This window comes from Polaribacter sp. HL-MS24, from assembly GCF_032758595.1.
Taxonomy (GTDB): domain Bacteria; phylum Bacteroidota; class Bacteroidia; order Flavobacteriales; family Flavobacteriaceae; genus Polaribacter.
The window spans coordinates 2,155,038-2,174,111 of sequence record NZ_CP136415.1; the positions used below are offsets into that span (position 1 = coordinate 2,155,038).

The following is a 19,074-nucleotide window of genomic DNA, read 5'->3' on the forward strand; positions in this document are numbered from 1 at the left end:
GCTAAGAAAAGTTTATATAATTTGGATTTGGTTTTTTTGGTAATTTCTATTTTCTCAGGAGTGAAAAATGGCCTTTTTTAAGAATGGACGCTTTGCTCGTATCTGCAGGGATCAATTGAATGGCATACCAATAATCATCAGAAGATAATCTCTTTCCATTATGGTTTCCATCCCAACCCTGTCCGTCTATAGGTACTTGGGCAACAAGTTTACCAAAGCGATTGAATATTTGAATACTACTGTTGGGGTAAAAGGTTTTGTTTGCACCTTTGACGACCCAAGTATCATTGAATCCATCACCATTAGGCGTAAAGAATTTTGGAAATTGAATAACAGATATTTGTAAGGTTGTATCTGGCGAACAGCCATTTTTATCATTGACAATGAGGGTGTAAATTCCTCCTTCAAGATTTTCAAAAAGAGGGTCTTCTTGAAAACCGATAAATGGGATCCGTGTTGAAGTGTCATCATTTCTCAATGCATACTGATAGTCTCCTGGGCCAAGATCATTACTGAGGGTGTCAATACTCACTGAAATGGTATTGTTATTGCCAATATTGTTGCTTTCATCAATAATGGTGATAAAGTTTTCAACCAATGTTGCAGGATTGGATGCATTGACGACTACCGATTCTGTTTGAGAACAATTCGTCCCATTAGTCGTAGTGGCAGTAACGCTGTAGGTTCCGCTTTGTGTGATGCTGGCACTGTCAGTAGTACTAATAATTGTTCCACTAGTATCTTTCCATTCGTAAGCATACACATCGTCAGCACGATCTATTGAGATCGTCAGAGGAATTGCATTTAAACATAAAATTTGTGGTGATGTGATGGAAAAATCAGGCAATGAATTGACGATGATATCAAAACGTGCATCATCATTAACGCATGAAGTTGCTTTGTTTTCAATTCTGACAAAGATTGTTTCAGTTCTATAGGAATTTGAATAGGGAGAAGCCAAAGGGAAATCTCCAGAAGTAGCTGCTGCTTGAGAACTGTGAAAACTCACGATATAATCGTCAGGGTCTTGTAAAGGACCTAAAATTTCAACAATTTTTCCATCCAAATCAATGTTTTGAATCAATCCGTTGGTGTCAGATCCATCCAAATCATCATCACAATCAGAGAGATTCGAAATATTTTCAAAGCTAGGTTCTGGGTGTACGATAATAGTTAGTGTCGATTGTCTGAAGGAACAGCCTGTCGAATTGTCTAAAATCCTGATGAATAAAATTTCTTCACTAATAGCGGTAATTGGGTCAATTACCACTCGATCTCGATCGGAATCATAACTGTTTTTATTGATACCAGTTGAAGATAAATCGTCTAGGTCAGCACGTGTTTTGTGATAACTTACAGTATACTCATTTGGATCTTTAGTTCCTAATACATAGCTATCTGTACTACTCAGATCAATATTTTGTGCCAAACCATTGCGAAGATCCCCATCGTTTGAACCAGCATCACAGACTAGCACTGGTGGAATTAATGTAGTAATTATCGGCAGAGGTTTGATTATGAGTTCAAAACTTGCATGAGTATTGACACAGCCTGTATTCTTGTTCTCAATACGAATAAAAATGAATTGACTGACGATATCTCCAACGGTAAAAGTAGCAGGAACATCATTGGTAAATTGTGTTGGATTTGAAATAAAATCCGATTGGGTCATATCACCAGAAATGGCAGCTTCTTGTGTTTTATAAAAAGTGAAATTAAAATCACTTGAATTTTGACCAGTTCCCTGAAGTAGAGGTGTGATTTGTTGGGTAAGGTCGATATTTTGGTTACTTCCGTTAGTGAAATCACCATCTAAAATCCCAGTATCACAGAGAATAATAGGATCAAGCCTATGGGTACTCGTGATTGGTGTTGAATGAATTTGGAGATCAAATTGCCCCAAACCTTCACATTTGTTATTGACATCACTTAATATTTTAAAATAGATTGGGAACTGAATTCCTTCAGGAATGGTCGTGATTTCTATTTTTGTTGGGTCATTTCGGTAATTGGTAATATCGATTGCATTTAAATTATTGGTGCGATCTACAAAATTTTCATAATAATAAACGGTTGTATTTGCTGGTGGATTGATGCTGTTTTCAATCGCTGTTTTGTCTAGAAAAAAACTAGAGATGTTATCGGTATCATCGTTCATTCCAGAGGTGTCATTTCCATTAGCATCTAAAAAATCATCACAAACTGGAGGCTGAAGATCATTGTAACCATTGTCTGGTGTTTGTCCTGAATTAATGGTGAGCCTTGTCAAGTCGGGAGCACATCCTTTTTCTGAAATCACTTTGACATAAACCATTTGAGTCGAATTTACAACAATTGGGTAGGAGGTAGGATCTGTAATTGGATTTAAACCAAGTTTGTCTTCAAAATATTCAAACCTTGTATTAGGGGTTGCAGTAATATTAATTTCTCCAGTAGTTAAATTGACTGTTGGGTTGGTATTGGTGTTGCTGATACATTGTTCGAGTGTTGGATTTGCTTTTAAGATTGGCAATGCATTGATTGTTAAGCGAATTGCATTGGAAGTGGTTCCGCAAGCATTCCCAATCCTTCCTTGAATCACTTGAAACCTGTAGTTATTAAATGACAAGGGGGGCTAGTGATCTGTAGCTCTTTTGTCGTTACGCCATCATAGCGAGCATCATTTACTAGATTGATCCAGGTAGCACCATTATCTGTACTTAGTTGCCATTGATAGCTGTCTGCGGTTGATTCAATTGTTAAGCGATTCGTTTCCAATTCACAGAATTCTTGATCCACAAAAGGAACATTGATTAGAATTGGAGCAGCAGTAACATAATCCAAATTGGGGGATGTATAACCATCGATTCCACTGGTTACTTTTCCGGTTGAATTAATAGTAATGGGTAAAGTACCTAAGATTCCATCTGTATTGTTGTCTGTAAATCCTGCTTCGATTACATCATAACAGTCATCTTCATCGCTATCTAAATCTATAAAATTGGGGATTTTGTCTCCATCTATATCGAGAGTTGCGATTGTTTCAAAGTCGTCATGAAGTCCATTCTGATTGTTGTCCACAATCGTATCGATTATCCCGTCATTATTAGAATCTATTAGGGCTATTTGTGCATCATCGAGTCCAGTTTCAACAAGGTCATAAATCCCATCATTATCAGCATCTACATCGTAAACGTTTAAAATTGTATCTCCATCACTATCTAGGTTTGAGGGAAGAGTCTCAAACACATCAAATAAACCATCCAAATTTGTATCGATAGTTGACGTGTTCAGGGTTCCAGTCGTTTCGTACAGATCGCGAATTCCATCGTTATTGGAGTCAAGATCGTAGGCATCTTCTATGCCATCATTATCGGTATCTTTTGCAAAGCAGGTCAAGCTAAAATTACCTTGAAAGACAGATGCAGCTGTGGTATTGCTTAAATGATGCTCAAAAGTAGTTCCCAAAATTTTGCTTGCAACAAATTTATAAGGAGTTGTTCCTGTTGGAGTTGAGTTGTATTTGAATCGAATTTCTGTAGAAGAAAAATAGAGGACACCTGCTTCGAAAACACCATCAAAATCGGTGTCAATTAACAATTGATCATCGGGATCGACAAGACTGATGTTTTTATTATTGGGTGAAATTTTAATCATAAAATATTCTCCTTCAACGGGGGTATGTGGATTTCCTTGAGCTTCGGTAAATTGAAAGTTGATTGTTTCTGTGAACAATAATGAATAACTTAGGTCGGAGGTGTTTCCTGAATTTACTGTAGTGGTAAAATCCCCAGTATTCGTTCCAGTAAAAGTATTGGTTGTAGCGCTGGTATTACTTTCTATAAAAGAACTAGAGACTATTGAAACATTGGTAGAACCGTCTGAAAAGATAATTTCAGGTGCATTACTGGTTGTCAAATTTATAATGGCATCCCCATTCGATTCGTCACAGTTTAAAATTCCATCATTATCAATATCGATGTCTAAATTGTCAATCACCAAATCTTTATCAACATCGTCTGGGCATATATTTACTGGAATTACGACAGACTCAATAACGTTTCCAGAACAAGTTAAAAATCCTTTCAATTGATAATTTCATGGATTTTCGGGCATGTAATTTGGAGTAGAAACTCCTGTAGATATAAAACCACCCCCAAGACCATCATCATAAAACCATTCATAAAAATCAAATAACTCTGTATTTCCTGCTGAAAGGAGCACATTTGGAATACAATTTCCAAGATTTACTACCGTTGTTTGAAAATTAACTTCTGGAGCAGAGGGAAATCCTGAATAAAAACTTCCTGAAGTAGCAAATCCATTATAATTGAAATAGGCACAATACAATTCACCGTCACTTTCTACTTTGATATTTCCAGTCAAACCAGAGACTTTATAAGTTTCGTAGTTTGTGTTTCCATCTACTGTAAAAGGACCTTGAACATTAAAACTTGTAATGGGATTGTCATTGATAGTTATAGTAGCACCAGTAGTACTTACGATGGTTGTCCCTCCTGTAAAATCTCCATCTCCAATTTTATCAATCGTTGCTATGTTGTTTACATTCCCTCTGTTTTCGCAACTTAGAGGGGGAACAAAAAACATTCCTTGATTGGGTTCGGCAGCGCTTCCAGATCCATCCAATCCTCCAATTCCTTGGTAAGCAAAAACTGCTTTAGAGGTTTGTACATACATATTGTTTCCGTTGGTATAATTATCACCTTCGATAACATAGTATTCTCCTGCATCTATGGTAGCCACAAGAGTTCCTCCGTTGATGAAAATTTCGGTAGCATCTTCATGAGCAATTAATAAGGCATTTTCCCAACCATTACTTCCACTTCCTTTTACAAAAATATATTCTGACCCTATTTTTGACGCATCTACAATTTGGTCAAAACCATAGTCACGACCATCATATCCTTGGTCAAAAGAACCTGTAGCAGAACCACTATTGACAACGATAGGTTTGTCTGAAGAAATTTGTCCCCCTATCAAATCATTTGGATCTCCTCCTGAGCTTGAAGATACGGCAACCACATAGGTTTCGCCTTCATTTAAATTTATAGTAATAGGAATTGAACCGGAATAATTTGCAATGGTAATACCAGTTGGTAAATCATCAATTGTGATGTTGGTATTATTTTCAGTGGCCATCATGGAAGCAAAAGTTGCATGTCCTTCAATAGGGTCTGAACTTGCTCTTACCATTCCACCAATTCTAAACTCTGTCCCCAATGCTGCGGCACCTTTACTAACCAATGCACCTGCCTGATATAGATTGGGTCTACTGGATCGAACTCTTACAGATACATAAATTACATCTTCTGCTTCAATAATAAAGCCTTTGTTATTAACAATGGTACTAGACATGTCGATGGGGAGATGTAATTGACTGTTATTGTTAAAGTCGTTTGAACCACTAGCGTTTAAAACCGCTTGCTCAATTGGATTTCCATTAGATACTACACCACTATATGCAGGTATATCTTGTTGACCAACGGCTGTAATTGTATAGGCAATTGCTTGATTTTTTGGTGTCGAAATATAAATGTATTGATCAGAAAAGAGATCATCATTCGTTAAGGGTGGGAGATAATGTTTTTTACTTAATTGCCCCAAAACAGTGAAACTTGTACAAATAAGAATAAGAAATACAAGGAGACGTTTTAGCGACATTTTTTGGAATTTGGGGATGAAATTCAAATATATTTAAAAAGGATTACAAATCCCTCTTTTTTAACAGTCGATATGACCCGTAGATGAAGATTCCAGTCCAAAGAATGACAATGAAAATGTCTGTAAATTCAACAGCATAACTTTTTGTAAATCCTCCCATTTGATTTGCAATTGTTTTTACAACTCCCAATCTCGAACTAAGGTTCTTTGATCAGGTTACTCATTGCTTCAAGCGGAAGCCAAAAAATGACTTCTGAAGCCTCAGCCATAGTCTCTTTGGATCCTCTAAAAATCCATAAAGAAATTAGCCATAAAATGCCTTCAGTCATCCACCAAACAAGCATAGCACCAATGGCAAATGCAGATCTTTTTACAAAAATCCCTAAGAACAGTCCAAAGGAGAAAAAACCTACTAATTTGACAAAGAAAGCAACTAAATATATTAAATCTGTAACAATGATAGAAAGCTCATTGTAGTCAGAATAGATCAAGCCCAATATTAAGGAAACAATGAATACGAAAATGGTTGAAATCAATGCAAAAGCAATAACAGTATAGAATTTAGATAAAATAAACTCCTTTTTACTCAAGCCATCAATTAGGTTTTGCTTTAACGTTTTGTTACTGTATTCGTTAGACATCATAGATACAATTACCAACAGTAAGAAAAACTTTAGAGTTCCTGCCACAAAGGTGTTGAAATGCCAGATATAGGGAAAATTGAAAATCCCTTGCTCTGCCAAGTGGATTGTTTGACCAAAAAAAGGAATTTTAATAGCAGCAATTAAAGCGATAGCCATGAGTAATCCGAAGTAAATAAGAATCAAGATCTTACTGGCTCTGTTGTGTTTTAATTTATGAAATTCTATAGAAAGGAGTCTAAACATGACGTTCTTTTTTTGCTGATGAGTTGTTGGTTAAATCGAGGAACTGTTGTTCTAAACTCGGTTTGCGTTTGACCAAGTGTGAAACAGTAAACCCGTTTTCAAACAAATAGGCATTCATTTCAGAAGCCGAAAAATCTTTGTTTAGGGTTGCGATAAAGGTGTCTTGTTCTTTATGTACTTTTTGAATGGCAGGATGTTTTTCTAAGATTTCTGCAAATTCAATTGCATCTGTATCAATTTTTATGTCGATAAATCCATTCGAAACAGACATTTCATCTACGCGTCCACTATATAACTTGATTCCTTTTCGAATCACCACCACATGCGTACATACTTTTTCAACTTCGTCTAAGAGGTGAGAGGCTAATAAAATGGTAGTTCCGCTTTTGGCAATATTTTGAATAATGATTCTAATTTCATGAATTCCTTGTGGATCTAATCCGTTCGTAGGCTCGTCTAAAATTAAGATTTCAGGATCATTTAATAAGGCAGAAGCGATAGCCAAACGTTGTTTCATTCCTAATGAAAAGGTTCTGAATTTGCTATGTTTTCTTTCGTAGAGGTTGACAGATTGTAATTTTTCATCGATTTTATCGGTGGAAATTTCTTTGATTTTACATATTAGCTCCAAATTCTGAGAGGCTGTCATGTATGGATAGAAATTGGGGCGCTCAATGATAGCGCCTACCTTTTTAAGAGCTTGATGGGTAGACAATTCTCCATTAAACCATGAAAAATCACCAGAAGTTTTATTGACGACATTTAATATGATTCCTAAAGTGGTCGATTTCCCACTTCCATTAGGTCCCAATATTCCATAAACATTCCCTTTTTGAATGTCAAAAGAAAGATTGTTGACTGCATGAACTAGACCGTATTTTTTGTCGAGATTTTTAAGAGAGAGTATGGTTTCCAAAAAAATGTTGTTTAATTGATTATCTATAAGACGATCAATTTACAAATTTGTTACGAATCAAAGAGAGAATTTGAAAGAAAGTGCTATCTCGTTTTTGTTTGGGAAATAGGGAAAAAGAGGTGGAGTACAGGTCATTAATATTCATTAAAATCATACTCGTCAAAATCTCCAAATTCGTCATCAATACCGTCAATAGTATCTGTTTCATCTTCGTTGTCTGAAACAAACTCTTTTTCAGGAGCATCTGCAGGAACTTCACCTACCGAAAGAATGATCAGGGGTAAGCCTTATTTTTCTTCTGAAGAAATTTCTAAAACTTCCACGTAAAAAGTCCACATTTTAAGAAAATCGTAGACATAAATAAGTTTTTGATTTACTTCGGGTAAGCTGCTGCTTAGCATACACGTTTGCATCGAAATCCCCTCCCCAATTTCTTCCATACTGAACAATGGAATTTCTTCACCTTGATTCCATTCTTCATCCGTTCTGTAAAACGAAGCCATTTCCTGACCTTTAAAGCCAAAAGATTTTGCGATGGTTAAATGTAAATTTTCTAGATTGATGTTACTCTCAACCAAAAGCGTTCTAATAACGTCTTCTTTGGTGTCTAAAATTACTCGGATTTTGTACATGAAATAGTTTAGCTTTTCAAGGTCAAAAATACAAATTTTTATGTGTAATTTTACATTAGAATTACAACATATGGATAAAAAAGAAATTTTAGCAGGTTTTAACGCAAGCTGTAAAGATACATTGATGGAATCACTTGATATAGAGTTTGTTGACCTTGGTGATGATTTTTTAACCGCAAAAATGCCAGTAACTAGCAAAGTGCATCAACCCTATGGTCAATTGCACGGGGGAGCAACTGCAGCTTTGGCCGAAAGTGTTGGAAGTGCTGCTTCTCACTTTTTTATTGATTCAAAAAATCATTTCATCAATGGAATTCAACTTTCCATCAACCACATCAAAAGCAAACGAGAAGGAATGGTTTTTGCTACTGCAAAAAATATTCACAAAGGAAAAAGCACTCATTTATGGGAAGTTACCATTATTGATGAAGAAGGTATGTTGATTGCAGTTGCTAAAATGACCAACATCATTTTGGAAAAAAGAAAATAACCCTAGAAACAGATATAAGCTTGACTATTTTCGATACAATTACAACTCATTTAGAACAACAAATCCCTTTTGTAGTCTATCGAAAACCCAATGAAAAGAAGCTCTCTGGTTTTTTTCAAAAATCGAAGGAGTTGTTTTTGGTAGAAACGTTTAGTGCTTCTGGTTTTGTATTTTCACCGTTTGACAATCGGGAGCCTTCAATTTTAATTCCAAAAAAGGAATCAGATTTTTTTCAAGAAGAACTTTTGCTAACTGCTCCTATTTCGTCAGAAGCAAGCTCATTTGTGTCAGATTCTACTTCTAAAGAAATCCACCTTCAATTGGTAAAAAAAGCAATTTTAGAGATTCAGAAAAAGCGCTTTCAAAAAGTGGTGCTTTCGAGAAAAGAGAAACAAAAACTTGTTAATTTTGAATTGGTCAATAGCTATAAAAAATTATTGCAGAACTATCCAAATGCCTTTGGGTATGTTTGGTATCATCCTAAAGTAGGCTTGTGGATGGGTGCAACCCCCGAAACCTTATTGACAATTTCTGATGGGCATTTTGAAACCATGTCTTTGGCAGGAACTCAAATGAACACAGGAAGTGCTGATATTCAGTGGCAAGAGAAGGAGATAGAAGAACAACAATTGGTCACCACCTCTATTCGTTCTCAAATCAATGAAATTACAAGGGATTTAATAATTGAAAAAACAGAAACCATAACCGCTGGAAATTTACTTCATTTAAGAACTAAAATTTCTGGAGATTTGATTGACAAACAGACTAGTTTAAAAACCTTGATCAACGCTTTGCATCCTACACCAGCTGTATGTGGTTTGCCACGATTAGAAACCAAAAATTTTATTTTAGAGAACGAAAACTACCATCGATCTTTTTATACAGGCTATCTGGGTGAATTGAATTTAAAAACGCCTAAAAGTAAAATTGAAAAATCTGCACTTTATGTTAATTTGCGTTGTATGGAAATTCAACAGAACAATGCGATTCTTTACATTGGCGGAGGGATTACCAAAGATAGCGATGCCGAAAAAGAGTGGGAAGAAACTGTGTCTAAGAGTAAGGTAATGAAAGCTGTTCTATAATCACAAAAAGCCGCTAGTTAAAACTAGCGGCTTTTTGTAAAACTGGATCTCAACATGATCCTTGTCTTAATAAATCATTTAACAAACTGATCTAAGATGCTAAATGTCTTCAAACGAAATGTCTGTAAAACTATCTGTCGATGTGTTTTCTTCTTTAGAAGCTAGCTTTGTTGTAGCATCTGTTCCCTCTTCTTTCTTAAAATCTTTTTGATGACGTTCACTTATAACTTCGTCACCCTTTTCATTCAAAATATAATCGGTTGCTTTCCCCAACATCTCTTGAAAATCTTTAAAATCTTCTTTGTAGAGGTATATTTTGTGTTTCTGATAACGGAACGAACCATCATCATGGGTAAATTTTTTACTCTCAGTAACGGTTAAATAATAATCATCAGCTTTTGTTGCTCTCACATCAAAAAAATAGGTTCTTCTTCCAGCTCTTAGTACCTGTGAAAAAATTTCTTCTTGCTCAACTCTTTCTGCCATAATTCTTTTTAATAGTAGTTATTAATCATGTTTGTTTGAGTAACAAATCTAATAAAATATTTCACTTAGTAATGTTAAAGGCTAAATTTCTTTTTCTGAAACTTGCTGGTCGTATAAATCTTTATAGTATCCATCTATGTTTACTAACTGATTATGAGTGCCTTGCTGTATAATTTCACCCTCGTCTAAGACAATGATCTTGTCTGCATTTTTTGCAGAAGAAATGCGATGACTTACAATAAATGTAGTTTTATTCTTGGAAACCTTTTCCAAATTGGAAAGAATTTGTTCTTCGGTTTCTGTATCCACAGCAGATAGACAATCGTCAAAAATTAAAATACTTGGATTTTTTAGAATGGCTCTTGCAATCGATACTCGCTGTTTTTGTCCTCCAGAGAGTGTCACTCCTCGTTCTCCTAAGATTGTATTGTATCCGTTTTTAAAATCGATAATATTGTCGTGAACAACTGCATTCTTTGCAGCTTTTTCAATTTCTTTTTTACTAGCGTATTCTTTTCCAAATTTGATATTGTTTTCGATCGTATCAGAGAATAAAAATGGATCTTGAGGTACAAAACCAATCTGATTTCTCAATTCGTCTAAATTGGTTTTAGTAATGGGTTGGTCATCAATTAAAATTTCTCCTTTACTCACGTCATAAAGTCTAGAAATAAGGTTGATGATCGATGTTTTTCCAGAACCTGTTTTTCCCAAAATAGCAATTGTTTCACCAGTATTTACTGTAAAACTAATATTTTTTAAAGCAGTGATATCGGTATCATCGTAGTCTAAGCTTACATTTTTAAAAGTAACTTTCCCTTGTAAGGTAAAGGGGGTAGAATTTTGGTTTTTTATTTCGGGTACTTGTTGTAAAAATTCATTGATCCGTAATTGAGATGCTTCTGCTTGTTGTACCATTGAAGTGACCCAACCGACAACTGCAACTGGCCATGTAAGAATGTTGACATACAAAATAAACTCTACAATGGTTCCTATTTGAATTTCTCCATTGATGTATTGGCGTCCTCCAATATAGATCACAATGAGGTTGCTAATTCCTATCAGCAAAACCATTAAGGGGAAAAAAAGAGCATTGGCTTTGTTTAAATCAATATTTTTTTCTTTGCTTAAATCTGCGATTGTATCGAAATCTTTAATAATAGAAGCTTCAATACCATAGGATTTTACCACATTTATTCCAGAGAAAAATTCTTGGTTGAAAGTGGTTAGCTTGGACAAGTATTGCTGAACAATGGCACTTCTTTTATGAATGACTTTGCTCAAGGTAAATACTGAAACTGACAATATTGGAAAGGGTAGGAGTGTGTATAAGGTTAGCGTGCTATCCACCTGTGCCATTTGTGTAAAACAAACAATAAATAGCACCACCATATTGGTTGTGTACATGACGGCAGGACCGACATACATTCTTACTTTTGAAACATCTTCGCTGATACGATTCATCAGATCTCCTGTTCTATTTTTCTTATAAAAATTGAGTGACAGCCGTTGGTATTGATGATAGATTTCGTTTTTTAAATCATATTCGATCAATCGAGAAGTTACAATGATCTTTTGACGCATTAGAAAAGTGAAAAAACCTGCAACGATAGAAAGAGCAACGATGATTAAAATATTGATTAATAATTCTTTTTTTACCAGTGTAGTATCGGTAATTACTCCATTTTGATAATCTTCAACTGCATTTAGAGAGTTTCGAATAATTTGTGGAACCTGTAAGGCGAGTAGTTTCGAAAAAACAGTAATTAATAGTCCGACTAAGAATCGCCATTTATACTTTAAAAAGTATTTATTTATGTAGGATAGGGCTTTCAATTTGAATTATAGCTGTTGTATTGTAGAAATACGATTTCTTCAACGGTTTATATGTTTCTGTTTCTAAAAGAGCATGAGGGTCTTTTTGATCTGATTTAATTCTTTGTTCTTTTGAAATTTCAACGATCAAATTTAAATCCAATTTTTTAGTGAAATTCTAGAACTTGGACTTCTCAAAAAATATTTTTTAGAAGCCACGAAGATACAGGAATAAAAATAATTAATTGGATTCAGAGTACAGTTTTAGAATTGGTTTTTAGGACTACAAAAAAATTTCATTTGTATTTTTCGGAGCTGAGGCTCTAACTGATTAGTAGGTGCATTCATACGCTATAGAAACGGTTCATTTTTTTTTCAGACAAACAAAAATGGAACGAAGCAGTCCCTATACCATCCAATCATTTCAAGGGAAGATACTGACCATTCAAAATGATATGCTATGATATTTGAGTTCCAAAAATAGCTACTCAAAAAAAAACTTCAAATTCACCAAAGAAAAAATAAATAAGTCTATTTTTGCATCGCGATAGAAACGAATCTATCGCTCTTTTTTTTAAACACGTTCTTTAAATGATCAACAGAAGACATATTCGCGTAAAAGTAATGCAGTCTGTGTATGCTATGCAACAATCTCTAAATGACGATGTCATTAAAGAAGAAAAATTCTTAAAACATAGTATTCAAAAAATGTTTGATTTGTATGTTTTAAATATTCAATTAATCATTGAAGTTAAAAAATTAGCTGCAAAAAAAATTGAATTATCAAAAAAGAAATTTCTTGCTACTCAAGAAGATTTAAAACCCAATACTAAATTTATCAACAATAAGTTAATTTGCGCTTTGGAAGAAAGTGTTAGTTTGGATGGGTATATCGAGTTGAATAAAATTGACAATTGGTCTTTGGACAGTGAATATGTGAAGATTGTCTTTGAAGAACTTCAAAAGAGTGATCTTTTTAATCTGTATGTTAGTACAGAAGAGGCCTCCTTTAATGCTGATAAAAACTTTGTAATAGCCTTTTTTAAAGAAATTATTGCACCCAATGAAAAATTGGCAGATTATTTTGAAGATAAAATGATTTCTTGGGTTGATGATATTCCATTTGTAAACACTTGGATTGTAAAGTCACTATCAAAACAAAAAGAAGGCAAAATATTTGTGTTAGACAGTTTGTATAAAGACAATGATGACAAGCAGTTTGTATCGGATTTATTCAGAAAAACAGTTTTAAGACAACATGAGTATCAACAAGATATAGCCGATCAAACACCGAATTGGGAAGCAGATCGGATTGCAGATATTGATATGATTTTGATTAAAATGGCGATCACAGAATTTTTAAACTTTCCATCGATTCCTACCAAAGTAACTATCAATGAGTTTATAGAAATTGCTAAAGATTACTCTACTGAAAGAAGCAGTTATTTTATCAATGGTGTTTTGGACAAGCTTTCTAAAGAGTATTTGAAAGAAAACAAAATAAAAAAAATAGGGAGAGGTTTGTTATAAGCCAACAATTTATTAGTTTTACAAAAAAAAATAAAACCCCATGAAGAAAATTATAATACTTTTCGCTTTGACTCTTTCAGCAGGATTTTTTACTGCTTGTAAGGATACAAAGGCTGCCTCAAAAATTGATGTCGTTAATTTAGAAAAAGCTAAAAAAAGAGACACTGAAATCAACAAAGGAGCTGCTAGTATTTCTTTTGATAAAATCGAATATGATTTTGGAACAGTCAACGAAGGAGATGTTGTTGAAACGGTATATAAAGTTACAAACTCCGGAAATACAGATTTGATCATTACCGACGCGAAAGCAAGTTGTGGATGTACCGTGCCAGTTTGGCCTAGAAACGCCATCAAACCGGGAGAATCTGCCGATATTGCTGTAAAGTTTAATACAAGAGGAAAACCAAACAGACAATCTAAAACCATTACTTTATCTACGAATACAGCCCTAGGTAGAGAAATCTTAAAATTATCAGGAATGGTAATTCCAAATCCAAATAAATAAAAAATATGTTTCAAGTAATTTTTTTACAGGCAGACGCTGCTGGTGGTTTAATGAGTATGTTGCCGTTTTTGGCAATGATTTTAGTTCTGTACTTTTTTATGATCAGACCACAAATGAATCGTCAGAAAAAAGAGAAAACCTTTCAAGCTGAAATTGGAAAAGGTAAAATGGTGGTTACCTCTAGTGGAATTCACGGTAAGATCGTGGATGTAAATGCTACAGACAATACCGTTATTATAGAAACAGGTGCTGGAAAAATTAAATTTGAGCGCTCTTCAATTTCTATGGAATTGAGCAAAAAATATTTACCAAAAGAAAAAAAATAAGTTTTTTCTGCGTAAAATTTAAAGTGAGCAATTTGCTCACTTTTTTTGTATCTTCTTTTTCCGTAGATTGCATTAAAAATTGATCACCTTTTGAAATTCACTAAAAAAATATCGAAAACCTTTTTTGTTTTTCTCGTCTTGTCCTTATTAATTTGGTTGCTCATTACCTTTTCTAAAGAATATGTAACACAAGTTTCTTTGACGGTAGCCTATGACGAGCTTCCTCAAGACCAACTCTTGCAAAAAGCACCCGAGAAGGAGCTTCAAATTATCGCTAGAGGAACGGGATTCAAACTTCTCTCTACACGACTGTTTAATCACCATGTTCAGTTAAAGACAAATAATTTGTCGAAAAAAGGAAAGCATGATTACTTCTTTTTAGCATCCACTCAAAAATCACATATTCAGAAACAATTGGTTTCTGGTTTGTACTTAGTTGGATTTGTCAAAGACACCATTCATTTAGAAATTGGGCAACTCCTCTCTAAAAAAGTTCCAGTAATTCCTAATTTAAAGATCGATTATCACATTGGTTATGATGCTTTAAAACCCCTAGTAATCAACCCGGATAGTGTCTTGGTTTCTGGGCCAGAAGCACAGGTAAAAGCTTTAAAAGAGCTCACCTTTCAGCAAATTTCTTTAGAAAATGTGAGTGCAAACTTTTCTCAAAAAGCATCTCTTCTATTGGATGAACGCTTGAAAAATATAAAATACAATGTCAAAGAAGTAATTGTTAACGGATTTGTAGAAAAATTCACAGAAGGAAGTCTTATGACTCCGTTTACTGTAAAAAACAGACCTAAAAACTTGAATCTAACTACCTTTCCGAAAGAAATAAAAGTTGTTTTTAAAGTCGATTTGCCAAGATTTAAAAATGTGGATCAAAATTCATTTACCATTGTTTGCGATTATGCAGTTTCAGAAGCAAATGGATTTCCGTATTTGATCCCCAAACTAATTTCTCAACCCAGTTTTGTCAGGAATGTAAAACTGATTCCAAATAAAATTGATTATTTAATTCAGAAATAAAATGATTGTGGGTCTCACAGGTGGTATAGGTAGTGGTAAAACAACCGTTTTAAATTTTTTTAAGGCGTTTCAAAACATTTCGGTATATATTGCAGATGAAGAGGCTAAGAACTTGATGAATAGCTCACCTCTGCTAAAATCTCAACTAATCAATGCTTTTGGTAAGGAACTATTTGTAGACAATACCCTCCAAAGGGCCTATCTTTCAAATCTTGTGTTTAAAGACCCCAAAAAACTTCAAATTCTTAACGAAATTGTACATCCACAAGTGGCAAAGCATTTTTCCGAATTTGTAGCTTTGAATGCTCATAAAGCCTATATTCTTTACGAAAATGCAATTTTATTTGAAACACAAAATAATCAATTTTGTGATTGTATTCTCACCGTTTCTGCCCCATTAGAAGATCGGATTTCGAGAATCATTCACAGAGATCAAACAACTCGAAGAGCTGTTTTAGATAGAATGCAGCATCAATTTCCAGAAGAAAAGAAAAGATTGCAATCCAACTACCTCATCCAAAATACTTCTTTACCTGCTTTGAAAGAAGAAGTATATAGGATTCATAATATTTTAACATTATAGCGATCATCTGTTCGTTTATTTTCAGGGTTTGTCTTAAAAAAATCTTAAAAATTAATATTTAATGTGAAAATATCCTGATAAACATAATTAGTTATGAATATTAAACTAAATTTGAACAATGTCTAAAAGAATGTTTGTTTTGATTGTGTTTCTTATGAGTGTTTCACTCATAGGAATTATTGCTGTGCAAGTATATTGGGTGAATAACGCGCTTGAAAGTAAAAAAGAACAATTTGATAAAGATGTTTTTAAAGCCTTGGCATCAACATCCGAGAGAATTAAAACCAAAGAAAATGATCAGCTTTATGAAAAGCACAAAGGGATCATTGAAAAAATTGAGTTGGCCGATCGAGCAAAAATAAAAAATTATTTATTTCAAGAATACGATCAACAGCAAAATCAACGGTTTTCTGTAGGAACCACCATCTTAGAAGAGAATTTTAAAATTCCTACAGATTTTTTAGACAATGATTCTATTTTGGTAAAGAGAATCACCACCAAAAAAGATGTTTTCAAAGCGATTTCTATCAAAAAGGAAGGTGATTTGTTTGGTGTAAATAGTGAAGAGCGCTATTCCTATTATTATCGAAATAAAGAACAAGAAAAGAAAGAGCTTTTGGCTGCCTTTGAAGATTTTAAAGACAGTTTACCAATTACGGAAAGGATTTCAAACCGAGAGTTGAATGCAACTTTGAGCGAAGAACTGCAAAAACGAAATGTTACCATAGATTATAAATACGGTGTGTATAATAACGATGGATTGGCAACTCCTTTAAAATCGGGGTATTATACGATCAATCCGAATGAGAGTCAAGGTTATCCACTGATAAAGAACGGAAAAGGAGATTATTACAAACTATACATTACTTTTCCAACTCGAAATAAGGTAATTTTATCGGGTATTTCAAGCATATTGTTGCTTTCTTTGTTTTTTATTTTTATCATTATTTTGGCTTTTTCTAGTTCGTTGTATCAATTAATGCGACAGAAAAAAATATCGGAAATCAAAACGGATTTCATCAATAATATGACCCACGAATTCAAAACACCCATTGCTACGATTAATCTGGCTTTGGATTCCATTAAAAATCCGAAAATTATAGATGACAAAGACAAAGTGTTGCGTTATGTAAAAATGATTCGTGATGAAAACAAGCGAATGCATGCACAAGTAGAAAATGTATTGCGCATTTCTCGATTAGAAAAAAATCAAATTGAAATTGACAAAGATAACATCGATATGCATGAGGTCATTGAAGATGCAATGACACATATCAGTTTGTTGCTTCGTGACCGAAAAGGGAGTATTCAAACCCATTTTGAAGCCATTATTGATGAAATTTCTGGAAACCAATTTCATTTGACCAATGTGATAGTAAATATGTTAGAAAATGCAATTAAATATTCTGAAGGAGCTCCAAAAATTGACGTGTACACAGAAAGCACCAATAAGTTTTTTGTGTTTAAAATAAAGGATGAAGGAATTGGAATGCATAAGAATATTCAGAAAAATGTATTTCAGAAATTTTATCGAGAAGAAAGGGGCAATATACACAATGTAAAAGGTCATGGTTTAGGGTTAGCCTACGTGAAGGAAATTGTTGAAAAGCATCACGGAACAGTTTTTGTAGAAAGTGAAAAAGGAAAAGGAAGTATATTCACAGTAAAATTACCAATAATTTAATAAATAGAAAAGATGGGAAAAAAGAAAATTTTATTAGTTGAAGATGATCCAAACTTTGGAATCGTCTTGAAAGATTACTTAGCATTAAACGATTATGAGGTCACCCATGCCAAAGATGGCGTAGAAGGGTTGATCATGTTTAAAAACAGTACTTATGATTTGTGCATTTTAGATGTAATGATGCCGCGTAAAGATGGCTTTTCTTTAGCACAAGACATTCGAATGACCAATAAAGAGGTGCCAATTATTTTTTTAACAGCAAAAACGTTAAAAGAAGATGTGTTGAAAGGATATTCAGTAGGTGCCGATGATTATTTAAACAAACCTTTCGATTCTGAAGTTTTATTGTATAAAATTAAAGCAATCTTACAACGAAAAGAATCTGATATTTCTTCTGATTCTGAACAATTTGAATTTACAATAGGTAAATTTTTATTCAATTCGAAATTACGACACTTATCTATTGGTGAAGATGAAGAACCTCAAAAATTATCTCCAAAAGAGAGTAAATTACTACGAATGTTAGCCATTCATAAAAATGATTTAATGCCTAGAGAGTTGGCGTTGACCAAAATTTGGCGTGATGATAATTATTTTACCTCCAGAAGTATGGACGTTTACATTGCCAAATTGAGAAAATATTTAAAACGTGATGAAGGAGTTGAAATTTTAAACATTCATGGAGAAGGTTTCCGATTGATTGAAAAAGGTTAAGTATTCCAAAACAATAAATTACCCCATCTTAAAAACCTGATAGCTTACTACTATCAGGTTTTTTTATAAATAGTGATTCTGAATTTTATTCTTATTTTTACAACATGGCTCAGTTTATTAAAATATATAATGAAAACCCTAATCAAAAAGAGATTGATAAGGTGGTACAGGTGCTGCAAAACGGCGGATTGGTAATCTATCCTACCGACACGGTTTATGGTTTGGGTTGTGATATTACCAAAACAAAAGCTATTGAGAGAATTGCGCAAATCAAAGGAATTAAGATGGATAAAGCTAATTTTTCTTTTGTTTGTAACGATTTAAGCCATCTCTCAGATTATGTAAAGCAAATTGATACAGCTACCTTTAAAATCTTAAAAAGAGCACTACCTGGACCGTATACTTTTATTCTACCGGGGAGTAAGAACTTACCCAAAGCATTTAAAAATAAAAAAACAGTAGGGATTCGAATTCCGGATAACTCGATTATTCGAACTTTGGTGAAGGCCTTGGGGAATCCCATAATTACTACTTCAATCAAAGATGAAGATGATATTTTGGAATATACTACAGATCCCGAATTGATCTTTGAGAAATGGCAACATCTGGTAGATGTAGTTATTGATGGAGGTTTTGGAGATAATCTAGGTTCTACGATCATAGATCTAACAACTGAAGTACCTACCATCCTTCGGGAAGGAAAGGGGAGTATCGATATTCTTTAGGTTTAA

16 protein-coding genes and 2 pseudogenes are annotated in these 19,074 nt (G+C 33.9%); 10 read left to right on the forward strand and 8 right to left on the reverse strand.

Annotation, left to right across the window (positions count from 1 at the left end):
* Positions 1–46 precede the first annotated feature (46 nt).
* The 6 genes and pseudogenes from RRF69_RS10195 to RRF69_RS10220 all read right to left on the reverse strand — a co-directional run bounded on the left by RRF69_RS10195 (position 47) and on the right by RRF69_RS10220 (position 8,096).
* Positions 47–2,581 carry a T9SS type B sorting domain-containing protein gene (locus RRF69_RS10195; protein WP_316939684.1) on the reverse strand — a complete coding sequence of 845 codons (2,535 nt, stop codon included), beginning with the start codon at positions 2,579–2,581 and terminating at the stop codon, positions 47–49.
* Positions 2,578–4,068: a hypothetical protein gene (locus tag RRF69_RS10200; RefSeq protein WP_316939685.1), complete on the reverse strand. Its 1,491-nt coding sequence runs from the start codon at positions 4,066–4,068 to the stop codon at positions 2,578–2,580. Before RRF69_RS10200 ends, RRF69_RS10195 begins: the two co-directional genes overlap by 4 nt.
* A gap of 9 nt (positions 4,069–4,077) precedes the next feature.
* Positions 4,078–5,604 carry an IgGFc-binding protein gene (locus tag RRF69_RS10205; protein ID WP_316939686.1) on the reverse strand — a complete coding sequence of 509 codons (1,527 nt, stop codon included), beginning with the start codon at positions 5,602–5,604 and terminating at the stop codon, positions 4,078–4,080.
* Between the two features lie 100 nt (positions 5,605–5,704).
* Positions 5,705–6,548, reverse strand: a pseudogene (locus RRF69_RS10210) (ABC transporter permease).
* A complete protein-coding gene (locus tag RRF69_RS10215; protein WP_316939687.1) occupies positions 6,541–7,464 on the reverse strand; it encodes an ABC transporter ATP-binding protein in 924 nt (307 codons plus the stop codon). The pseudogene RRF69_RS10210 and the gene RRF69_RS10215 overlap by 8 nt, the downstream one beginning before the upstream one ends.
* A 134-nt stretch (positions 7,465–7,598) precedes the next feature.
* A pseudogene (locus tag RRF69_RS10220) lies at positions 7,599–8,096 on the reverse strand (IS1096 element passenger TnpR family protein).
* A gap of 70 nt (positions 8,097–8,166) precedes the next feature.
* Between RRF69_RS10220 and RRF69_RS10225 the strand changes: the two are divergent.
* On the forward strand, positions 8,167–8,586 hold the full coding sequence (locus RRF69_RS10225) for a PaaI family thioesterase (protein WP_316941137.1): 420 nt from the start codon (positions 8,167–8,169) through the stop codon (positions 8,584–8,586).
* A 20-nt stretch (positions 8,587–8,606) separates the two neighbouring features.
* Positions 8,607–9,671 (forward strand): chorismate-binding protein, encoded by a 1,065-nt coding sequence (locus tag RRF69_RS10230; protein ID WP_316939688.1) that lies wholly within the window; start codon positions 8,607–8,609, stop codon positions 9,669–9,671.
* 99 nt (positions 9,672–9,770) lie between these two features.
* Here RRF69_RS10230 and RRF69_RS10235 read toward each other — a convergent pair whose 3' ends face one another.
* Both RRF69_RS10235 and RRF69_RS10240 read right to left on the reverse strand, forming a co-directional pair.
* Positions 9,771–10,157, reverse strand: a complete 387-nt coding sequence (locus RRF69_RS10235) for a PUR family DNA/RNA-binding protein (RefSeq protein ID WP_316939689.1) — start codon at positions 10,155–10,157, stop codon at positions 9,771–9,773.
* Between the two features lie 81 nt (positions 10,158–10,238).
* Complete coding sequence (locus RRF69_RS10240) at positions 10,239–11,993, reverse strand: ABC transporter ATP-binding protein (protein ID WP_316939690.1); 1,755 nt, start codon at positions 11,991–11,993, stop codon at positions 10,239–10,241.
* Between the two features lie 570 nt (positions 11,994–12,563).
* Here RRF69_RS10240 and nusB point away from each other — a divergent pair.
* The 8 genes from nusB (at position 12,564) to RRF69_RS10280 (ending at position 19,068) form a co-directional block, all read left to right on the forward strand.
* Positions 12,564–13,502 carry a transcription antitermination factor NusB gene (nusB, locus tag RRF69_RS10245; RefSeq protein WP_316939691.1) on the forward strand — a complete coding sequence of 313 codons (939 nt, stop codon included), beginning with the start codon at positions 12,564–12,566 and terminating at the stop codon, positions 13,500–13,502.
* A 40-nt stretch (positions 13,503–13,542) separates the two neighbouring features.
* On the forward strand, positions 13,543–14,007 hold the full coding sequence (locus RRF69_RS10250; protein ID WP_316939692.1) for a DUF1573 domain-containing protein: 465 nt from the start codon (positions 13,543–13,545) through the stop codon (positions 14,005–14,007).
* A gap of 5 nt (positions 14,008–14,012) precedes the next feature.
* A complete protein-coding gene (yajC, locus tag RRF69_RS10255; protein WP_316939693.1) occupies positions 14,013–14,333 on the forward strand; it encodes a preprotein translocase subunit YajC in 321 nt (106 codons plus the stop codon).
* 90 nt (positions 14,334–14,423) lie between these two features.
* Complete coding sequence (locus RRF69_RS10260) at positions 14,424–15,362, forward strand: YbbR-like domain-containing protein (RefSeq protein ID WP_316939694.1); 939 nt, start codon at positions 14,424–14,426, stop codon at positions 15,360–15,362.
* Position 15,363: 1 nt separating this feature from the next.
* Positions 15,364–15,945, forward strand: a complete 582-nt coding sequence (gene coaE, locus RRF69_RS10265; protein WP_316939695.1) for a dephospho-CoA kinase — start codon at positions 15,364–15,366, stop codon at positions 15,943–15,945.
* 118 nt (positions 15,946–16,063) lie between these two features.
* Positions 16,064–17,629 (forward strand): HAMP domain-containing sensor histidine kinase, encoded by a 1,566-nt coding sequence (locus RRF69_RS10270; protein WP_316939696.1) that lies wholly within the window; start codon positions 16,064–16,066, stop codon positions 17,627–17,629.
* A 12-nt stretch (positions 17,630–17,641) separates the two neighbouring features.
* The gene (locus tag RRF69_RS10275) at positions 17,642–18,343 is read left to right on the forward strand and encodes a response regulator transcription factor (RefSeq protein WP_316939697.1); all 702 of its coding nucleotides are present in this window, start codon (positions 17,642–17,644) and stop codon (positions 18,341–18,343) included.
* Positions 18,344–18,447: 104 nt separating this feature from the next.
* Positions 18,448–19,068, forward strand: coding sequence for an L-threonylcarbamoyladenylate synthase (locus RRF69_RS10280; RefSeq protein WP_316939698.1), 621 nt, complete (start codon positions 18,448–18,450; stop codon positions 19,066–19,068).
* Positions 19,069–19,074 lie beyond the last annotated feature (6 nt).